The 16,367-nt window shown below is 44.8% G+C and carries 14 protein-coding genes; 3 read left to right on the top strand and 11 right to left on the bottom strand.

The window, feature by feature from the left end; genetic code table 11:
* Positions 1–7 precede the first annotated feature (7 nt).
* The 5 genes from B5Z18_RS32050 to B5Z18_RS32070 all read right to left on the bottom strand — a co-directional run bounded on the left by B5Z18_RS32050 (position 8) and on the right by B5Z18_RS32070 (position 7,652).
* Complete coding sequence (locus tag B5Z18_RS32050) at positions 8–775, bottom strand: hypothetical protein (RefSeq protein WP_079473670.1); 768 nt, start codon at positions 773–775, stop codon at positions 8–10.
* 31 nt (positions 776–806) lie between these two features.
* On the bottom strand, positions 807–2,264 hold the full coding sequence (locus tag B5Z18_RS32055) for a RagB/SusD family nutrient uptake outer membrane protein (RefSeq protein ID WP_079473671.1): 1,458 nt from the start codon (positions 2,262–2,264) through the stop codon (positions 807–809).
* Between the two features lie 10 nt (positions 2,265–2,274).
* On the bottom strand, positions 2,275–5,574 hold the full coding sequence (locus tag B5Z18_RS32060; RefSeq protein ID WP_159454508.1) for a SusC/RagA family TonB-linked outer membrane protein: 3,300 nt from the start codon (positions 5,572–5,574) through the stop codon (positions 2,275–2,277).
* A gap of 227 nt (positions 5,575–5,801) precedes the next feature.
* A complete protein-coding gene (locus B5Z18_RS32065) occupies positions 5,802–7,001 on the bottom strand; it encodes a FecR family protein (protein ID WP_079473673.1) in 1,200 nt (399 codons plus the stop codon).
* 63 nt (positions 7,002–7,064) lie between these two features.
* Positions 7,065–7,652 (bottom strand): RNA polymerase sigma factor, encoded by a 588-nt coding sequence (locus tag B5Z18_RS32070; RefSeq protein ID WP_079473674.1) that lies wholly within the window; start codon positions 7,650–7,652, stop codon positions 7,065–7,067.
* Positions 7,653–7,895: 243 nt separating this feature from the next.
* Here B5Z18_RS32070 and B5Z18_RS32075 point away from each other — a divergent pair, with 243 nt between their 5' ends.
* Positions 7,896–8,324 carry an EthD family reductase gene (locus B5Z18_RS32075; protein ID WP_079473675.1) on the top strand — a complete coding sequence of 143 codons (429 nt, stop codon included), beginning with the start codon at positions 7,896–7,898 and terminating at the stop codon, positions 8,322–8,324.
* A gap of 67 nt (positions 8,325–8,391) precedes the next feature.
* Positions 8,392–8,673, top strand: a complete 282-nt coding sequence (locus B5Z18_RS32080) for a nuclear transport factor 2 family protein (protein ID WP_079473676.1) — start codon at positions 8,392–8,394, stop codon at positions 8,671–8,673.
* 407 nt (positions 8,674–9,080) lie between these two features.
* On the opposite strand, the gene B5Z18_RS32085 is transcribed toward B5Z18_RS32080, so the two are convergent.
* Entirely contained in the window at positions 9,081–9,374 is a 294-nt protein-coding gene (locus B5Z18_RS32085) for a hypothetical protein (protein WP_181785011.1), read from the bottom strand.
* Positions 9,375–9,677: 303 nt separating this feature from the next.
* Between B5Z18_RS32085 and B5Z18_RS32090 the strand changes: the two genes are divergently transcribed.
* Positions 9,678–10,424, top strand: coding sequence for a hypothetical protein (locus tag B5Z18_RS32090; protein ID WP_143313770.1), 747 nt, complete (start codon positions 9,678–9,680; stop codon positions 10,422–10,424).
* Positions 10,425–10,510: 86 nt separating this feature from the next.
* Here the strand turns inward: B5Z18_RS32090 and B5Z18_RS32095 are convergent, their stop codons facing one another.
* From B5Z18_RS32095 to B5Z18_RS32115, 5 genes are all read right to left on the bottom strand, one after another.
* Positions 10,511–11,575, bottom strand: coding sequence for a TauD/TfdA family dioxygenase (locus tag B5Z18_RS32095; RefSeq protein ID WP_079473678.1), 1,065 nt, complete (start codon positions 11,573–11,575; stop codon positions 10,511–10,513).
* A 143-nt stretch (positions 11,576–11,718) separates the two neighbouring features.
* The gene (locus B5Z18_RS32100; protein ID WP_079473679.1) at positions 11,719–12,840 is read right to left on the bottom strand and encodes a glycosyltransferase family 2 protein; all 1,122 of its coding nucleotides are present in this window, start codon (positions 12,838–12,840) and stop codon (positions 11,719–11,721) included.
* A gap of 28 nt (positions 12,841–12,868) precedes the next feature.
* Positions 12,869–15,019 (bottom strand): carbamoyltransferase family protein, encoded by a 2,151-nt coding sequence (locus tag B5Z18_RS32105; RefSeq protein ID WP_079473680.1) that lies wholly within the window; start codon positions 15,017–15,019, stop codon positions 12,869–12,871.
* A 25-nt stretch (positions 15,020–15,044) separates the two neighbouring features.
* The gene (locus B5Z18_RS32110) at positions 15,045–15,749 is read right to left on the bottom strand and encodes a thioesterase II family protein (protein ID WP_079473681.1); all 705 of its coding nucleotides are present in this window, start codon (positions 15,747–15,749) and stop codon (positions 15,045–15,047) included.
* A 23-nt stretch (positions 15,750–15,772) separates the two neighbouring features.
* Entirely contained in the window at positions 15,773–16,345 is a 573-nt protein-coding gene (locus B5Z18_RS32115; protein WP_079473682.1) for a M15 family metallopeptidase, read from the bottom strand.
* Between the last annotated feature and the right edge of the window lie 22 nt (positions 16,346–16,367).

Raw genomic sequence — 16,367 nt, forward strand, 5'->3', positions numbered from 1 at the left:
AATTGGATTAGTAATGACCAATGCTGGTTGTCCTGGCAGAAAAAACGCCCTCGGAGGTCCAGGTGCCGGTGACCACCATGGTACGTGCCTTAAACAACCATGAGGTATTCAGCATAGTAGAACCCGGATAAATATTTACTTCAGATAGGGTATCCAGCGGAACACCTGTTGCATGATCTCTTACTTCGAAACGGAAGTTTATGACTGATGCGTTAACAGGAACCTTTATAAAACCGGTCAGTTGTTCATATGGGAGATTAGTGACCATGGTTCCCGGTACCGGTTCCAGCTGCCGCACATCGATCGGCCTGTTACCAAAGAGATTAATAATCCGAAGGTTGGCCACGCTGTCATTCAGGCTACGGGAAGGAAGTTGCTCCTTTACGGTTTTTTGTTTAACGTCCGTTGGGCTGCCGTATACAAAATGCGTAAAAATTCCACCGGGTTCCAGTTTCAGGCTGGTTTTCAGGAAGGCTTTACTGGGTTGAAGCGTATCGTAGTTTCTGAACAGCGTAAGCGGTTGGTCCATTTTATCGGTGCCATAGTCAAAAGAACTGCCATTGCTGATATAAGCCAGCCTGTTGTAGAATCTGGGTTGTGAATTTCCAAAATAGGCAGACAGGAAGGAGGTAGTGTCGTTAATGCCATTCACAATCGTCAAAGACGCCGGAAATATCTCTTCCGGAACTTGCTTCTTACAGGAAATACCGAATATCAGCAAACCTCCGGCTAGCACGATCGCTTTGAAACTTTTTTTATAGCTGAATTGAAACATCTTTCTTGATTTATATGGTGATCACTGTTTACTAGTAGCCGATATTCTGGGAGAGCTGGTTGGCCCGGAGTATTTCGTCCGGAGGAATGGGGTATAGCAACTCGTGCTGACTCCACGGCTGTTTGTAACCTATCTGCGAAAGCACCTCCGTAGCCTTGTTCGTTCTTTTCAGGTCCAGCCAGCGATGTCCCCATTCTGCAAATAACTCTATACGTCTTTCCTGGGCAATGGCATCCGTTACCTGCTGATTTGTTAAAGCATAAGACAAACCGTTCAATCCGGCACGTTCCCTGATGGCGTTCAGGTCATCGATCACAGCATTTTTATTGGCCGCGCTTCGTAACATATTCGCTTCTGCCCTTATCAGGTATAATTCCGCGAGCCGCATCACTACATAATATTCGGTTCGCTGCCCTCCAAATACGAAGTTGTTGGAATTGATCTTGTACTTGTTCGGAGAAAAACCGGCAGGTGTAAATGGACCGCCGGCGATAGGTCTCGTCCATGCCGTTTTCCTGTTATCGCCCGCTTCGAAAGCATTCAGTAGCACCGGCGTGAGGTACCGGGCTGTCATGGAGTATCCTTCAGGCGTGGCATTGCCCCGCGGATTCACCGTGTTGCTCTGCTTCAACTGGAAAATAACTTCCCGGCTGGATGTGCTGAACACGTTATCCAGGCTTTCCAGTTTAAACAAATCTGTCTGACTGATCACATCGTTCGCCTGCTGCCAGGCTTTTTCATAATTTTTGGTAAACAGGTACACCCTTGCCAGCATGGCCTTCACATACCATTTATTGATCCGGATACGCTCGGTGTTATTGCCATCGTAGTTTTCGGAAAGATACCCCAACGCTTCTTCCAGGTCGTTGATGATTTGCTGGTATACAGCGTCAGGGCTGGCGGAAGGGAGATACTGTGTATTGTTATAATCGATGGATAAAGCGAGGGGAATTTTTTCGAACAGGTTTACCAGGTAAAAATATCCCATGGCCCTTACTGCCAGTGCTTCACCCAGTACCCGTTTCCTGTAAGCCTGCGTAAACTCTTTTGACGTAGCCCCTTTTACGCCTTCTATCAGTGCATTGGCATTGAAAATCCCTTTATAGGCGGAATTCCATAATTTCTGGGAATAGCCCAGATTCAGCAATGTAATCCTGGCGGTTGTTTCCACATAGTAATCGTAGCCCCCATCGAGCGCGGGGTGATATAATTCATCCGCCGAATGCCCCGCCGCCAGTGTAATTCCTCCGGCACTATATAAATCGTTGCCCAGCTGTCCATACGAACTAACTTCCTTTGCTCCTCCGCTGATCAGATAAGAATACAAACCATTGAGCGCAACGGCTGCCTGATCGTCGCTCTGGAAAACCTGGTTGGTCGTAATCGAATTTACCGGGTCTTTTATATCCAGCATTTTATTGCAACCCGTTACCAGCAGGCCTAACAATAAAACACCAGTTGCGATTATATTGAAAACAATTCTTTTCATACGATTGATTTTAGAAGCTTAATCTCAGGTTAGCAGCAATTCTTCTGATCTGCGGCGTAGTCCCCAATTCAACATCCGACATTCTGTATTGCGTGAGTTTGAAAATCTTTGATGAGTTCACAGAGATCGTTCCCTGCTTCATGCCCACCTTCTTTAGCCAGGCTACCGGTAGCATGTACGACAAACTAACATTGTCCAGGCTGAGAAAAGCGCCTTTGGCATAGTAAGCATCCGATCCGTAAAGCATACCGGTGCTAACGGAGGAATACTTTGAATAAAGGGCTTTGTCGCCCGGTTGCTTCCAGTGGTTGTTTTCGATATCCTGATACAACACAGAGTTATACATGGTTCCATACCCGGCGTTACTCAACTGATCCGCGACCAGGGAATTCTCGAAGCTGAATCTTGCCTTCAGCGACAGTACCTTCTTAAAGTCTACCCCAAAACCCATCCCACCGAAATATTTCGGGTTCAGGTCAATCACCCGGTAATGATCGTCCAGCGCCGCGTCTGGAAAATTCGAGTTCATTCCAACAGATTTGATCCCATCTCCATTATAATCCTCAAATTCAGGTGTTCCTTTCATCGGGTTGATGCCGATATAATGCGTGTAGGACTTAGCAGTTACAGAGGCTCCAATCCTGTACATATCCTTGTAGGGAGAATTTTCCAGTCCTTCGAAAGCCACCAGCGTATTATTGTTCTTACTTATCTGGAAGCTTGCAGTCAGTCCCCAGGTATGTGTATTCAGGATCATTGCGTCCAACATCAGCTCCACTCCTTTGTTACGGATCACAGCGGGCCAGTTACCCACCACAGAAGGGAAACCCGTGAATGCAGACGTGGGAATATTTGTCAACTGCTTTCCATCCCGGTTGATGTAGAAGCTACCGTCTATGTTCACCCTGCTGTTGAAAAATCCCATGCGGGCGCCCACTTCGAACTTGCTGGCACTGGACCAGCTGAATTTCTGGTTAACGGGTTGTATGAGTGTATAGATGGTCTGATCGTCGTAGTCCGGCAATTTGTCCATGGAAGCCACCGGGATGTTCGACCAGCGCGAGAGGTATTGGTAATCGCCCACATTGGCATTACCCGTAATACCATAGGTAGATCTGATTTGGGCAAACGACCACCAATCCCTGTTAGCATTTTTAAACCATTCTTCATTAGATAAAACCCAGGAAACCCCGGCAGATCCGAAGTTCCCGAAACGGGCCCCACTACCGAAGCGCGACGAGCCATCTCTCCTGCCGTTTAAGTTAACGATGTACTTTCTTCCCCAGTCGAAGGAAACCGTTGCCAGCAGGGAAGCAACTTTCTGCTGGGCATAATTATTCAAGGCTTGTACCACCTGGGCATTTGAGTAACTTTTGATGAGGTTATCGTTAGAGAACATCATCGCCATCACCGTTACTGCATCCTGGTCGGCGTAACTGTAGTCTGCCGCCATTGATACAGATACTTTGGCGTCGCCGAACAGTTTAACATAGTTGATACTTGGCCTTACCAGCAGGCTCTTTCCGGAACCGCTGCCAAAAAATGCCATGCTCATGGGAGAGTACAGGGGATCTTTCCCGGCTTTAGGCAGATAAGAGCCGGATTTATTGGAGAAAAATTCCCCGCTCACGCTAACGCCCGCCGTCAGGTCCTTAACTATTTCATAAGTAAACCCTACATTGGTCTGACTTTTCAGCGTTTGATTCTCTCCCCAGTTTTTAATATCCCGGAAGGGATAAGTGCTCGATGACGGGGTCCTGTACGGGACAAAATTATATTCCCCGTTCTCGTCATACATCCCTGGCGCATTGGGCGACAGTGAGAAAAAGTTTAACGTAGCGGCACTTTCATTATTGGTATAGGCGCTGTTGGAAGAAAGATTCACCATCAGCTTGCCGTTCGGGCTACGGTGGTTGAAAGACAATCCCACCGTTAAGCGATCGTTCCCCTTACCCTGGTTGTACATTTCTGTTGTGGAGGTATATCCCACACTGACACGGTACGTATTCATCAGCAGCCCTCCTTCCACTGTCAGCTGCACATCATCCGACTGCGCATTTTTGAAGAAGGCGCGTTGCCAATCGGTATAGGCTTTCTGGTCCCATATCGTGAGGTCCGGGGCATTGTCCTTCGTAGGAAAAACGGCATCATTCAGCATGGCTTCCTTTCTCACCGCCAGGTATTTTTCGGTATTCATCATATCCATGTAGCGCTGCACGCCCGAAAACACTTTGGAATAGTTTACATCAAACCTGGTAGGACCTGGCTTTCCTTTTTTGGTGGTGATGATGATTACGCCGTTTGCCCCCCTGGAGCCGTACAGTGCAGTGGCATCCGCATCTTTCAGCACGTCCACGCTTTCAATGTCCAGCGGATTGATCATGAACAACGGGCTTTCGGTAGGCGAATAACCACCGCTAACAGGTACATCTGCGCCAAATGGGTTAACGGATAAAGTAGCAATCGGTAGGCCATCCACCACATACAGCGGGTCTGTAAACATGCCTTCGCTCAGCACATTCCGTCCGCGTAACTCTACCTTCCTGGCCCCTGCCGTGTTGGCCGACTGGCTGATCCGGAGGCCCGGGATACGGCCTGCGAGCGCATCCAGCACATTTACAACAGGTTCTCTTTCAATATCACTGGCCTTCACTGTAGAGATATTGGCGGTGCCGATTCTTTTATTGGTAGTACCCAATACCGTGACCTGTACTTCATCCAGTTTATTTGTGGAGAGCACCATCTCTGTGTTGTATCCCCTGCCAGCAATAATTGGTTCCGTAATTTTAAACAGATGGTCCACATACCCGATATAGCTGATCCGCATTTGGTCGCCCAACCTTACCGGAACCTGGACCGACCCGTTTCCGGCGGTAAGATAGTTCCGCTTGTCGGTAAGATTGCTGATGGTAGCGCTGCCCATTGGTGTATAACCGGGGGAATAGACATAAACAGTTATCAATTCGGGTTTCACCGGCACCGTATCAACGGGTGGACTGGGTGCAGCCAGCCTGAACTCCCGCTGGGATACGAGAATGTTTTTGTCGATGATCTTATAGGTCAGCGACTGTTGCTCAAATACTTTGTTGAGAAAGGTTCCCAGGTCAACTGCCCTGGCATTGATGGTGACCGGTTTTGCTACCGATAAGGCTGTGGCCTTGTATAGGAAAACATAATCGGTTTGCGATTCCACGGCTGCAAACACTTTTTCCAGTGCAACGTTTTTACCGTTAAAGCTGATGTTCTGTGAAAGGCCTCTGGCAGATACCTGCAACAGGGCAGCGGTAAGAAGAAAGAATGTTAGTCTCATTACTAACAGAGATTTGGTTGAGCTACGTTTCCGTTCATAGGGAACCCGTATGCAATAAGAAATAATTAGCATAGCTTTGCTTCAACCGCCCCTCTCATAAGGGACGGAATGTTTAAGTGAATAAATAAGCAGTCTTTAACCTGATTGTGATTATTACCTTGCTTGAACATCTACCGGAAGTGTCGCAAGCACTTCCGGTTTCGTTTAAGCAACGTCTGTTACTATAGCTATTTTACATACAAAATATTCCCCTTCAGTTCCAAATTAACATCCATCGTTTCCAACACTTTTAATACATCAGACAAATTGGTATTGCGATGCATTTTCCCTTTGAAGATTACATTTTCCGGCTTTCCAACGTATTGTATATCTATATTGTACCATCTTTCCAACTGGCGCATGACACTGTATAAATCCATGCCGTCAAAATTAAACAGGCCGTTTTTCCATGCGATAATTTTATCCGGATCAGGCGTTTCCGTTATGGTCAGCGTAGCCCCTTCCGATGCATCCGGTTTGCTTAAAACCGCGGTTTGGCCGGGCACCAGCACTTTGGGCTGAGCGGCATGCATAGGTGTTATTTTTACAGCACCGGTCAGCAGTGTTGTACGGATTGTTTTTTCATCATCATAGGTGTTGACATTAAATGAAGTACCCAGTACTTCCAGTTTCATCTGATCGGTTTCTATGATAAAGGGCTGCCAGCTCTTTGCGGCGACTTCAAGATAAACCTCCCCGCTGATTTTCACCCTTCGCTCCCGTCCCTTGAAAGCGACCGGATATTGTATAGAAGACGCTGCATTCAGCCATACTTCCGTTCCATCAGGAAGAATGACGTGGTACTGCCGACCTTTAGGTGTGGTGATGGTATTATGGGCCACCCCGTCCGTTGCGGCGGTAGCATCGTATTTAAGCTCGTTATTATTCAGCGAAATTTGCGTCCCGTTCTGCGTAGCAATTTTCCCTTCACCCAAACTATCTAACACCAGTTGTGTACCGTCTGCCAGTGTCAGGATGGCGCCGTTTTTACCAGGTGGAATATCTTGCTGGGCAAGCTTCCCGCCAAAACGGTCAGCATTTTGCGTACGATGTGTCAGCAGGAAATAAGTGGATACTCCTAACGCCAGTACAAGCACCGCGGCGGCCCATTTCCACGTATGAAGGACCCGCATCCGGTGTACATTTGATTTTACAGGTTTGTTGGAAAGAAAACGTTCCAGCCCGGCGGTTTCGTCAAACCGGCCCATAGCGCGCACATTTTGCTGTTGTATCTCAGGATTGTTCAATTCCATCCATAACTGCCGGTTTTCGTCACTGGCAGCGATCCACGCATCCAGCTTCTCCTGCTCGTCGGCCGTAAGCGTACCCTGTTGCGAACCTGAAATAAATGCTGCAATGATGAATGGATCGTTTGAAGAAGACGCCATGTCTAATCTGTTTATGTTATTACAACATGGTATTCCGATCGTACTAAAGGAACCGAAAAAAAATTATGAGTGGGAGGAAAATAATAAGAATAAGGCTACTACGGCCGGCGACAGGCGCATTCTCAGCAGCTTCATGCCCCTGGTTTTCTGGTTTTTAACCGTTTGGAGGGAAATGGAAAGGATTTCGGCGATCTGTTCGTTCTTCAGCCCGTCAATGTAACTCATGCGGACGATCTTCCCGCATTGTTCGGGCAGGTTGCTGATCTCGCGGTAAATCACCCTGAAAACCTCCATGCGGATGATGTCCTGGTCCTCGCCCGTGGTGGCCTTTTCCTGCTCATGGAGAAATTTGGCCTGGCGTTCCTTGCTATGCTGCGCCCCTTTCAGGAAATTAAGGGCAGCATTACGGGTAGCCTTGTACAGGAAATCCTTCAGATGCCGGAGATCCTCGAAGGCATATGGCTTCTGCCATAATTTTTCAAAAACGTCCTGCACAATGTCTTCCGCATACCCGGGCTCCCCGATAATAGATTCGGCGTAATGGCAAAGCGCATTGTAATACTCTTTAAAGATATAAGAATAATGCAATGTATCCCCCGAAGTCAGTCCCCGCAAAAGCTGAAACTCATTATAAAAAGATTTCCGCGACAAGTTTGCACCCCGATTTTAGTTGAAATGTAAAAATAGTCAAAAATTCAAGCTATAAAAATGCAATTCAGGAGTGGAATTTTTCCCTGCCTCAACCCAAAAACTATATCTGCATCAGCAAAAATCGTAAATTGACAATGATAGTTCTGTTCCTGGCAAACCCCCGTTACGTTTAATTCCCCCGCTAGTTGCCACAAACGGAAGTAATTGACAACTTAATATTTTGTAACTTAAAGTTCACTGATCATGAAGCTTAAACTAATTCTATCGTTTTTTCTTTTAACCACCTGTTTTGTTTCATTTAGTCAGGATATGCCATCTGGAAAATCTCAGAATCACGACATTACTGCTACTGAAAAAGGCTTAATAAAGGTATCCGTCATGTATCCATATGCCGAGGGTAAAACTTTCAATATGGAGTATTATGAAACCAAGCATATGCCCATGGTGGCTGGCTTTTTAGGAGCAAATCTGGTGAAATATACTATTGAAAAAGGGCTTTCCAGCGGTATTCCTAATCAACCTTTACCTTTTATGGCTATTGGTATATTCTATGTAAAAAGCTTAAGTGAATATCAGGCGGCTATTGCGCCAAACAGAGATGCGATTCGTGCAGATTTTATAAACTACACCAATGTCGTTCCCGTCATTTTAGTGAGTGAAGTTGTAAAATAAGCTAGTATAGCGATTTATTGCAGGGATATACTTATAAGAAAAAACAAATAAATTTGTAGCAGAAAAAATGAAAACCCAAACAAGCCAGGTCAATGCAGAAGAGGAAAAACAATCGATCCTGCTTACGCTCAATGATTATCTTCAAGGACGTCCGGTACTAGACATCGAAAGGATCCGGGCGGCGTTTCACCCCGATGCATACATCCGGACCATCATAGAGGAAAAGTTGGTTCAGTGGACACTGCCGCAATATCTGGATCTGGTTGCCCAGGCAACAATACAGGAATGCCATCCAGAACACCTTTCATTTACCTGGGATGGAGACACTGGTTCTGCCCATGTGCACTGACTTTTGCCACTTTCCGGTTCATTGACCGGTTTAACCTGATAAAGTTAGACGGGAAATGGCTGATCGTGGATAAGGTTTCCTATCGACAGGAATTATGATGAGAAGTCGTTGGGGAAAAGCCACCGGTCTCCGGCAATACCTGATAACATTAAGAAAACAACAGTCTCTCCGGCTTTATAGAATGAATTACAGCGTAAAAACAAAAAACCCGCTTCTACTATGTAGAGACGGGTTTTTCTAAAATCCAGTGATCCACTGGGGGTAACTTATATCTTCGTAATGTCGTGTAGAATCTGTGTTTGATAGCGGTGGGCGTTTATTGCATTTTTAGCCATTGGCCAAACTCGTACCCTAATTTACCAACTTTAATAATCAGTGCTGCCGCTACCAGTACAAAAGCGATTATTTTAACAAGCGGCTTGTCCTTGTAGACCGCTCAGGTAACCTGCCGAAACATTCAACGATGAGGCCACATACTGTACAGTTGGCATTCCATCTCTTAATACCAGCTCGTTATTGAAATATTTATCCGGCAAAGCTTCCAGGCGTTCAAGAATGGAATGACCGGATCTTTTACGTGTAATAAACTGTCGCTGGTTATACCTGTTTGCATAAGTCAGTAGCAATTCCAGTTGTGCTATGATAACAGGGTCACTGAATTGATCAATATTCTTACGATATTCGTGTGCAATGTTTTCCATGACGTCCAGGATGGACCTTTCTTCCTTATCTGATAGAAAGAGTGCCTCATTGACCTTGTGGCCAAAATAATCGTATTGTCTGTTTCCGCTTCGTCTGGCTCCATTTCAAATATCTGGCCTGGTGCCCTGAAACGGGGAACGGATTTGCCCTCATTGAGAGAGTTTTAAAGATTGAATCAACAAAACATTCACCCAGACAAACATCTCACAACAGATGAAAAACAAAAAAATACTGCTCATAATATCTATCATGGACTGTTCACAAAATCAGTCAACAACCGCTATTGATAACACTGCACAATCATGGAAAAATTGAAAAAACTATTCCCTATATGCTGCATGCTGATCACTGCACTGTCGTGCGATGAATCAAAATTGTCTAAAGGCCCTGTAAACAGCCTCTCGCTCATTCGCGCAGAAATCAATATCACACAACGTTTACATAGCAAGATCGAAAACCAGGTGGTGGTCAGTTTGTTCGATGAAGAAGGAAAGACCATTAAAAAAGATTCTATCAAAATCTATGTGAACGGCGCGGAAGTAAGGTACACGGTCAGACAAGGGCTCTATTACACATCCAGCACCTATTATTTAAAGGATAGTGCTAATCCCAAAAACAATCAATTCAATTTTGAAATAGTGCTTCCGGATGGCAAAAAATCATTCCTGGCCGAGGTGGATGCCCTTGACCTGGTGAATGGTCAAAACATCAGTTATACAGAAACAGGGAATTTAAATAAGGATTATGAAATAACCTGGAAAGAACTGACCGGCGTAAATTACCTGGCCATCGCAAGAACCCTGAAGGTAAAAAAACAGGAGGAGCCGAATATTACTACCTATGAAGAGCATATGCCGGATACGATCAGCATTCATTCTGAAGGGCGTCATGTGATATCTAAGTCAACCTTTGATAATCCAACGCACCAGGTCAACATACTCTCGTTTAGATTTATAGCTCAAAAGATTGGGAAGGTAAGTCCTGAGCTGGCCAAAGGCAGCAGTATCAGTATTATAGGGAGTATTGAAAGAAGTGTATCATTTGAATAGCTATCTAATCAACATAGGAAAACCCTGCCTTCAGGAACGGAACATGAAAAATGCAGCACGGCGTATTAAGGCGGCGAAAGAGAATACTACACGCTAAAAGATACGGCTGAGTATCCGTCATCATACATGGCTTCAATGATGGCAGTAGCTATTACCCTTTCGCCGGAATACGGATTTCTCCCATGTGAGGTAAGCATGTTATCCAGAAAAATGATGTCTCCCTGCTGATAAGAAAATACTACTTTATTTTTTTCATACGCTTCCCATATACTCCGATACTGGTTATAGCTGATATCTGAACCATCCCCGAAAAAGGTATCAGAGCTGAGATAATCTTCCGGCAGATAACTATCACCGTCAAGCCCTACTTCCTCGTAACGGGCATATTTATTGAAGAAAAGCACATGATTGAACCACAGTTCCTCTCCGGAAACAGGATGACAGTAAACGGCAGGTTTCACCCATTCTATAACAGCATCATTCCTGCCCTTAAAAACGCAGGTAATGTCATTTCTTTTACATATACCTAAAACCACCTCCTTGTCGGTTGTTTGAAACACTTCCTGCCAGGGCATTCCAAGTCCCTCCGACAAATTCCGGCGATACTTCACCCCTGTTTCCCGGAACCTGGTCAGCAGCTCCGGAGGAATATCGGACAGTACAAGTCGAGAATCTGCCAGGGGCGTCTCCCCGCCCTTTTCAGCAGGCACAAGACAACAGAAAACGATCTTTCTTCCCCATACGCGACTGTATGAAGTTTCATTATGCATGTTAATGGGTCTCTCCTGTGGATACGTTGTAGACAGGTAAATATTCCTGATATCAGATGAAAGTTCTTTTCTTGGGGAAGACCTGAACAAATAAGGAAGCGGATCAGTATTAAAACAATTCATGAATTCTTTAAAGTCCAAAGAGGTGCTGATCTTAAAACCTCTGAACAGTATACCTCCGTGTTTTACCAGATCTGTTTCAAAAACTTCCTTATTGGCGTTCATCCAGCTTACAAGATCTCCCTTAGGCTGCAAAGAACTGATTACGAGAGGCATTAGCCTGGTTCCGTCATTAAGGTATGATCTGTTCACACCGGAAATGGCGGTGTCTATGGTCGTTGCCGGACCTGAAGGTATGTTGTCCAAAAAATTGCTTTCCATTATTTTACTTTAATGATGATCAAAAATCTGGTATATTTACCGGGTCTTACCAACGACATTTCGATATCTCAAACATAACTCCACTGTCCGTCTTCAAAAAGTTCAAGACCTGTTTCGTGAAATCAATTTTCCTTTTAAATTATTTACCCCATATCTATCTTCACTTCGTAATTGAAGTTTTTAAAAACACTTCCCTGTCCAAACCTCCCATTATTCACCGCAACTACCTTACTTTCCATATTATTAATCATAATGGTACGATTTCGATAATCCATCTCAAAATAGCTTATCATATTCAGTACATACTCGTTTGCCACGTGGTACAACAACACACTTCCGGTATTATTATCAGGTAATCGTATATTGCGGTCATCATATACAGTAGCATCATATACAACATCGCGGGCTTCATCCAGCAACTTCAGATCGCGGCCATCCTTTTTCCAATACCCTTCTGTCCAATAAATTTCTTCCAGATCAAACAGATACTCGAATTGCCCTCCTTTCCTTTTATTATTTATCACGGTACCATATTTGAATCTGTAATCTTCAAATAATATCAACACCTTTGTGGTAAACGCATTAACAGGATCGGCCTCACTTACATAAGCAGCTTTTATCCTGGAAAGGAGTTTCCGCCTGTCATACTTCTCTTCATGATCAATGGCATCAAGGTAAAATTTCTCCCTGATCTTCCATTCCTCTACGCCCGCAAGCCTGAGACGGTTTCTGAAGTCTACATCTTCCCATCCGTAAACAGACATCCTTTCATCGAAACCACCTACATGGAGGAAGTCGGCCTTGTTCACACATACAACGCCCGCTACACCAGGATGTAATCTCAAAGGTCTCATAAACACCTTTTTATTCGTCCTGAAAACCTCGTCTATATAATATACAAACCTGTTTCCTGTAAAATTGTCCGCATTTATGTTGCAAACAATATCACCGGAGGCAAGTTTGAACGCCATATTTTTGGCATGGCTATGATTGAACTCCGAAGGATCAAATGTTTTATAGTAAACTAATGCTCCCCTTTCTATATAGTCCGATAAATTGTTTTTTACCCATTGCTCCATATCGTCGCCCGAGTTATAATCAAGCAACAATACTTCCAGCCCCGGATACCCGGTATTATTAGTAAGATTTTTTAACAATGTTTCCTTTAAATGGTATAATCTGTTCATACAGATAATGCAGAATGATATTTTCCACGGACCATATTCAGAGAGTGCTCTTTGTTTAACAAGCTCGTTCTCCAGCATATTTTAGATTTTAATACAGCAGATCATACTATTCCGAAACGCTGCGGTTTACTGCCAATAAATGATTAGCCGGACCATTGTTAGCTGGTTGCAGCTCTTTTCCAATAATATAATTGCCGATTACCAGGTGATCCAACTTACAGGAATGAAAGAAGTCAATGGCCTCTGCCGGCGTTTCCACAATAGGCATTCCCCGTTTGTTCAGGGATGTATTCAGCAGCAGTGAAATACCGGTTAGTGCTTTAAATTCAACCAGGAGCTGATAAAACTCAGGTGACCAATCTGCTGTTACGGTTTGTATTCTGGAAGTATTATTGCGATGCACAATACTTTGTATTTGCTGATGCCATTCCGGCTTTACATCATCTACCAGGATCATATAAGGACTCTCCCGGTCGGTAATAAAATATGTTCCTACATCTTCACGCAATACAGCAGGAGCAAAAGGACGGAAGTCTTCCCTGAATTTGATCTCCGTATTAATATAATCCCGTACGCCACTATTCCGGGGATCGGCTAATATGCTGCGTCTGCCCAGTGCGCGCGGCCCAAATTCAGCCCCTCCCTGAAACCAGCCAATCACCTTCCCTGCTGCCAGCAGTTGTGCTGCCTGCTTGATATAATTATCACTGTAAATAACCTGCTCTATAATACTTCTGTGGAGCGTTCCGTTAAAAAGCTCTTTGTTGCCAAATACTTTTCCCAGGTCCACCACTTTACCCAGGAGGCCAATAGACGGAGGATGGGATACCCGTACATTGCCTGCGTCCAGTAAAATACCGGAATATAAAGGATCCATAATCACAGCCCCCAACTGATGCGCATCAATGTTTACAATGCAATCCGCACGGCCTTCACCATCCACTTCTATATAAACCCCGCTGTCACTGACCTTCAGCTGGTACCTGCAGTAATCACTGATATTGAATTCAATCAGGCTTACCGCTCCCTTCGCCTTCCCGGTGGCAGCATGTTGTTTTATCAAACGGAAAAAATTGTCGATGCGCGTCCTGATATTATCCCGGTGATGCGTATTGGAATAGGAATAGATGGCTTTCTTTACTTCTTCCTGCGAATAGGTTTGGCCAAAGCAGGTAGACCTGGATGCCTTTATTTTCCGCTCCCTTTTCATTACTTCCAGCCAGCCATAATAAGCACACCCGATAGCAATACCGTTGTCACCGGCGGCAGGCTGAATATACAAATCACTGACACTGGTATTTTTTAAAATAAGGTTATTGGCTACCGCATTCAATGCTACTCCGCCGGCATAGCATAATTTGTTTCCCACTCCCCTGTTTAGCCGGTCTTCCACCAGGTATAAAATTGCCCTTTCTATCTCCTCCTGCATTTTATACGCAATATTGGCATAGTAGGTGAAGTTTCTTTTAAATTCACTATGCGTACCGGCCGGTCTGTTCAGTGACTTCATCAAATCATAGTTAATAAAAACCCGTCCGCCCCGCAGGTGAAATATGTCCTCTTTTATCACACCTGGTTTCCCGTATGGGGCAAGTCCCATCAGCTTTCCGACGTCACTCATATTCCTGAAGCAATAGTGACTGATAGCCTGATAGGCACTTCCCAGAGAATGCATGGTGTAGGGTTCTACCGGCGCATTTTTATAGAAAACCCCGTAAGGGGAAAAATCTTTTATGACAGGAGTAAGGCACCCGTTCTGATAGGTATAAAAGCTATCTTTCTCAAAGTACAAGTGGGATACATCTGCATGAATTTTTTCACTGTCAGGAATGAATGCTCCTTCCAGGTCTATGCATTCGCAGAAAGGACTTCCCGATCCATCTATCACCAGTACATTAAAATCTCCCTCAAACGGATTGGTGCCAATGGTACTATAGGCATGCGCCAGGTGATGAGAAATGGTGACAACAGGAACTTTTATGTCGTCCGTAAAAATCCTGGGACCTTTGAAGCTTCCGTTACCATAATCGAAGCTTCCGCCATAAAGCGCATTCTGAACAACCAGGTCCACCTCATTTATGGTGATGCCTGCCGCATTCAAACAGTATTGAATGGCAGCGGTGTCATTCATTCCGTCATGCTTCTTCCTTGTTATCCTCTCCTTTTCAATAGCAACACAAATCTCCCCGTCCTTTAGCAGGCAGGCTGACCCATCGTGTGAAAGGTTTGTACCAAGTACATAAATTGGTTTACTCATACGATTTGATAAGTTGTAGACTCTTTTATTTTGAAATAGAAGAGGATGATTTAATACAGTCTGTGATTATTTCCGCCATTTTCTCAGGATGCTGATCGATAAAGAAGTGCCCACCGGGCAAAATACTATCTTTAAACTCCGCCCTGGTAAACGCTTTCCAGTTGGTGATATTCCCGGCATTCTCCTCTTCGTTCCCCATGATAGCCCAGATAGGTGTATTAACAGGTGGAATCCTGTTTAGCTGGCAATTCTCAGATAAATGGAAGTCTGCTCTCAAAATGGGTAATATAAAATGCAGGAAATCCCTGTTATCGAGCAACTCTGCCGGTATCCCTCCCATCTTTCTGATCGCTTCTATGAAATCCTTATCCGCCAGCAGGCTTTTAGTTTGCCGGGCTTTTACCCCCGGGCCGGCATTGCCGCTTACAATAAGATGCCCGGGCGACTCTCCTACCTCTTCCAGCATACTGCATACTTTAAATGCGAGAGAGGCGCCCATACTATGCCCATATAACAGGAAACCGGGATACTCCACGCTGTCCAGTACCTTATTAAAAAGATCAAGGGCTGCAGCTTCAAAATCAACCAGAAGGGGTTCAGCCATCCGCTTGCCTCTACCTGGCAATTCTACGGGAATAATATCTATATCTTCCAGCAAAGAGAGAATAGGCTTGAACGAATAGGAGCTGCCGCCGGCAAAGTGTATAACAAATAACTGCGTTCCTGACATATGACTGAAATACGATGAAATAATTAATGATCTTTTAGTTTAACATTATCCACCAACCTGGAATAACACTGTTCCATGAACTGATTTATGTATTGAAGAGAAAAGAGTTCCTGCGGACTGGCAGCAGTCCGTAACTGAACATGAACGGCATCAACGAACCCCGGCCAGAACAACCCGGACTCCAACCCCAGGGCCCTCGCTTCCTCTGCATAAACATGGTAACCATTCACATTGTCAATCAGCCCGTCAACATCCCATACCGCTTTGTTATCTACTATCCATACACAATCCACGGCTTCTCCCCATTGGTGCCACGACAAGCCCGGTATTGCGTTGGTTAACTTTCTTCCGGCTTGTGGTCCCACCACAGCGATGCAGCTTGCGAGAAAGTATGCTCCCTCCTGTTCCAGTTCTTTCAACCTGTTACTGACTTCCTCATCAGATCTTGACTGCCTCCAGTACTTTGCCTGGACAATGGGATTACGGATACCTTCGAAAGGGCGCATTACCACATTTCTGTCGAGGCATTTCCCGATCAATGCTTCAACCTTCACTTTGAATTCCGGAATAAGATGCTCCAGGTATTTATTTGACATATTTTTTTATTAGATTTCGGAG

The organism is Chitinophaga ginsengisegetis (genome assembly GCF_900168065.1).
In the GTDB taxonomy this organism is placed as follows: domain Bacteria; phylum Bacteroidota; class Bacteroidia; order Chitinophagales; family Chitinophagaceae; genus Chitinophaga; species Chitinophaga ginsengisegetis.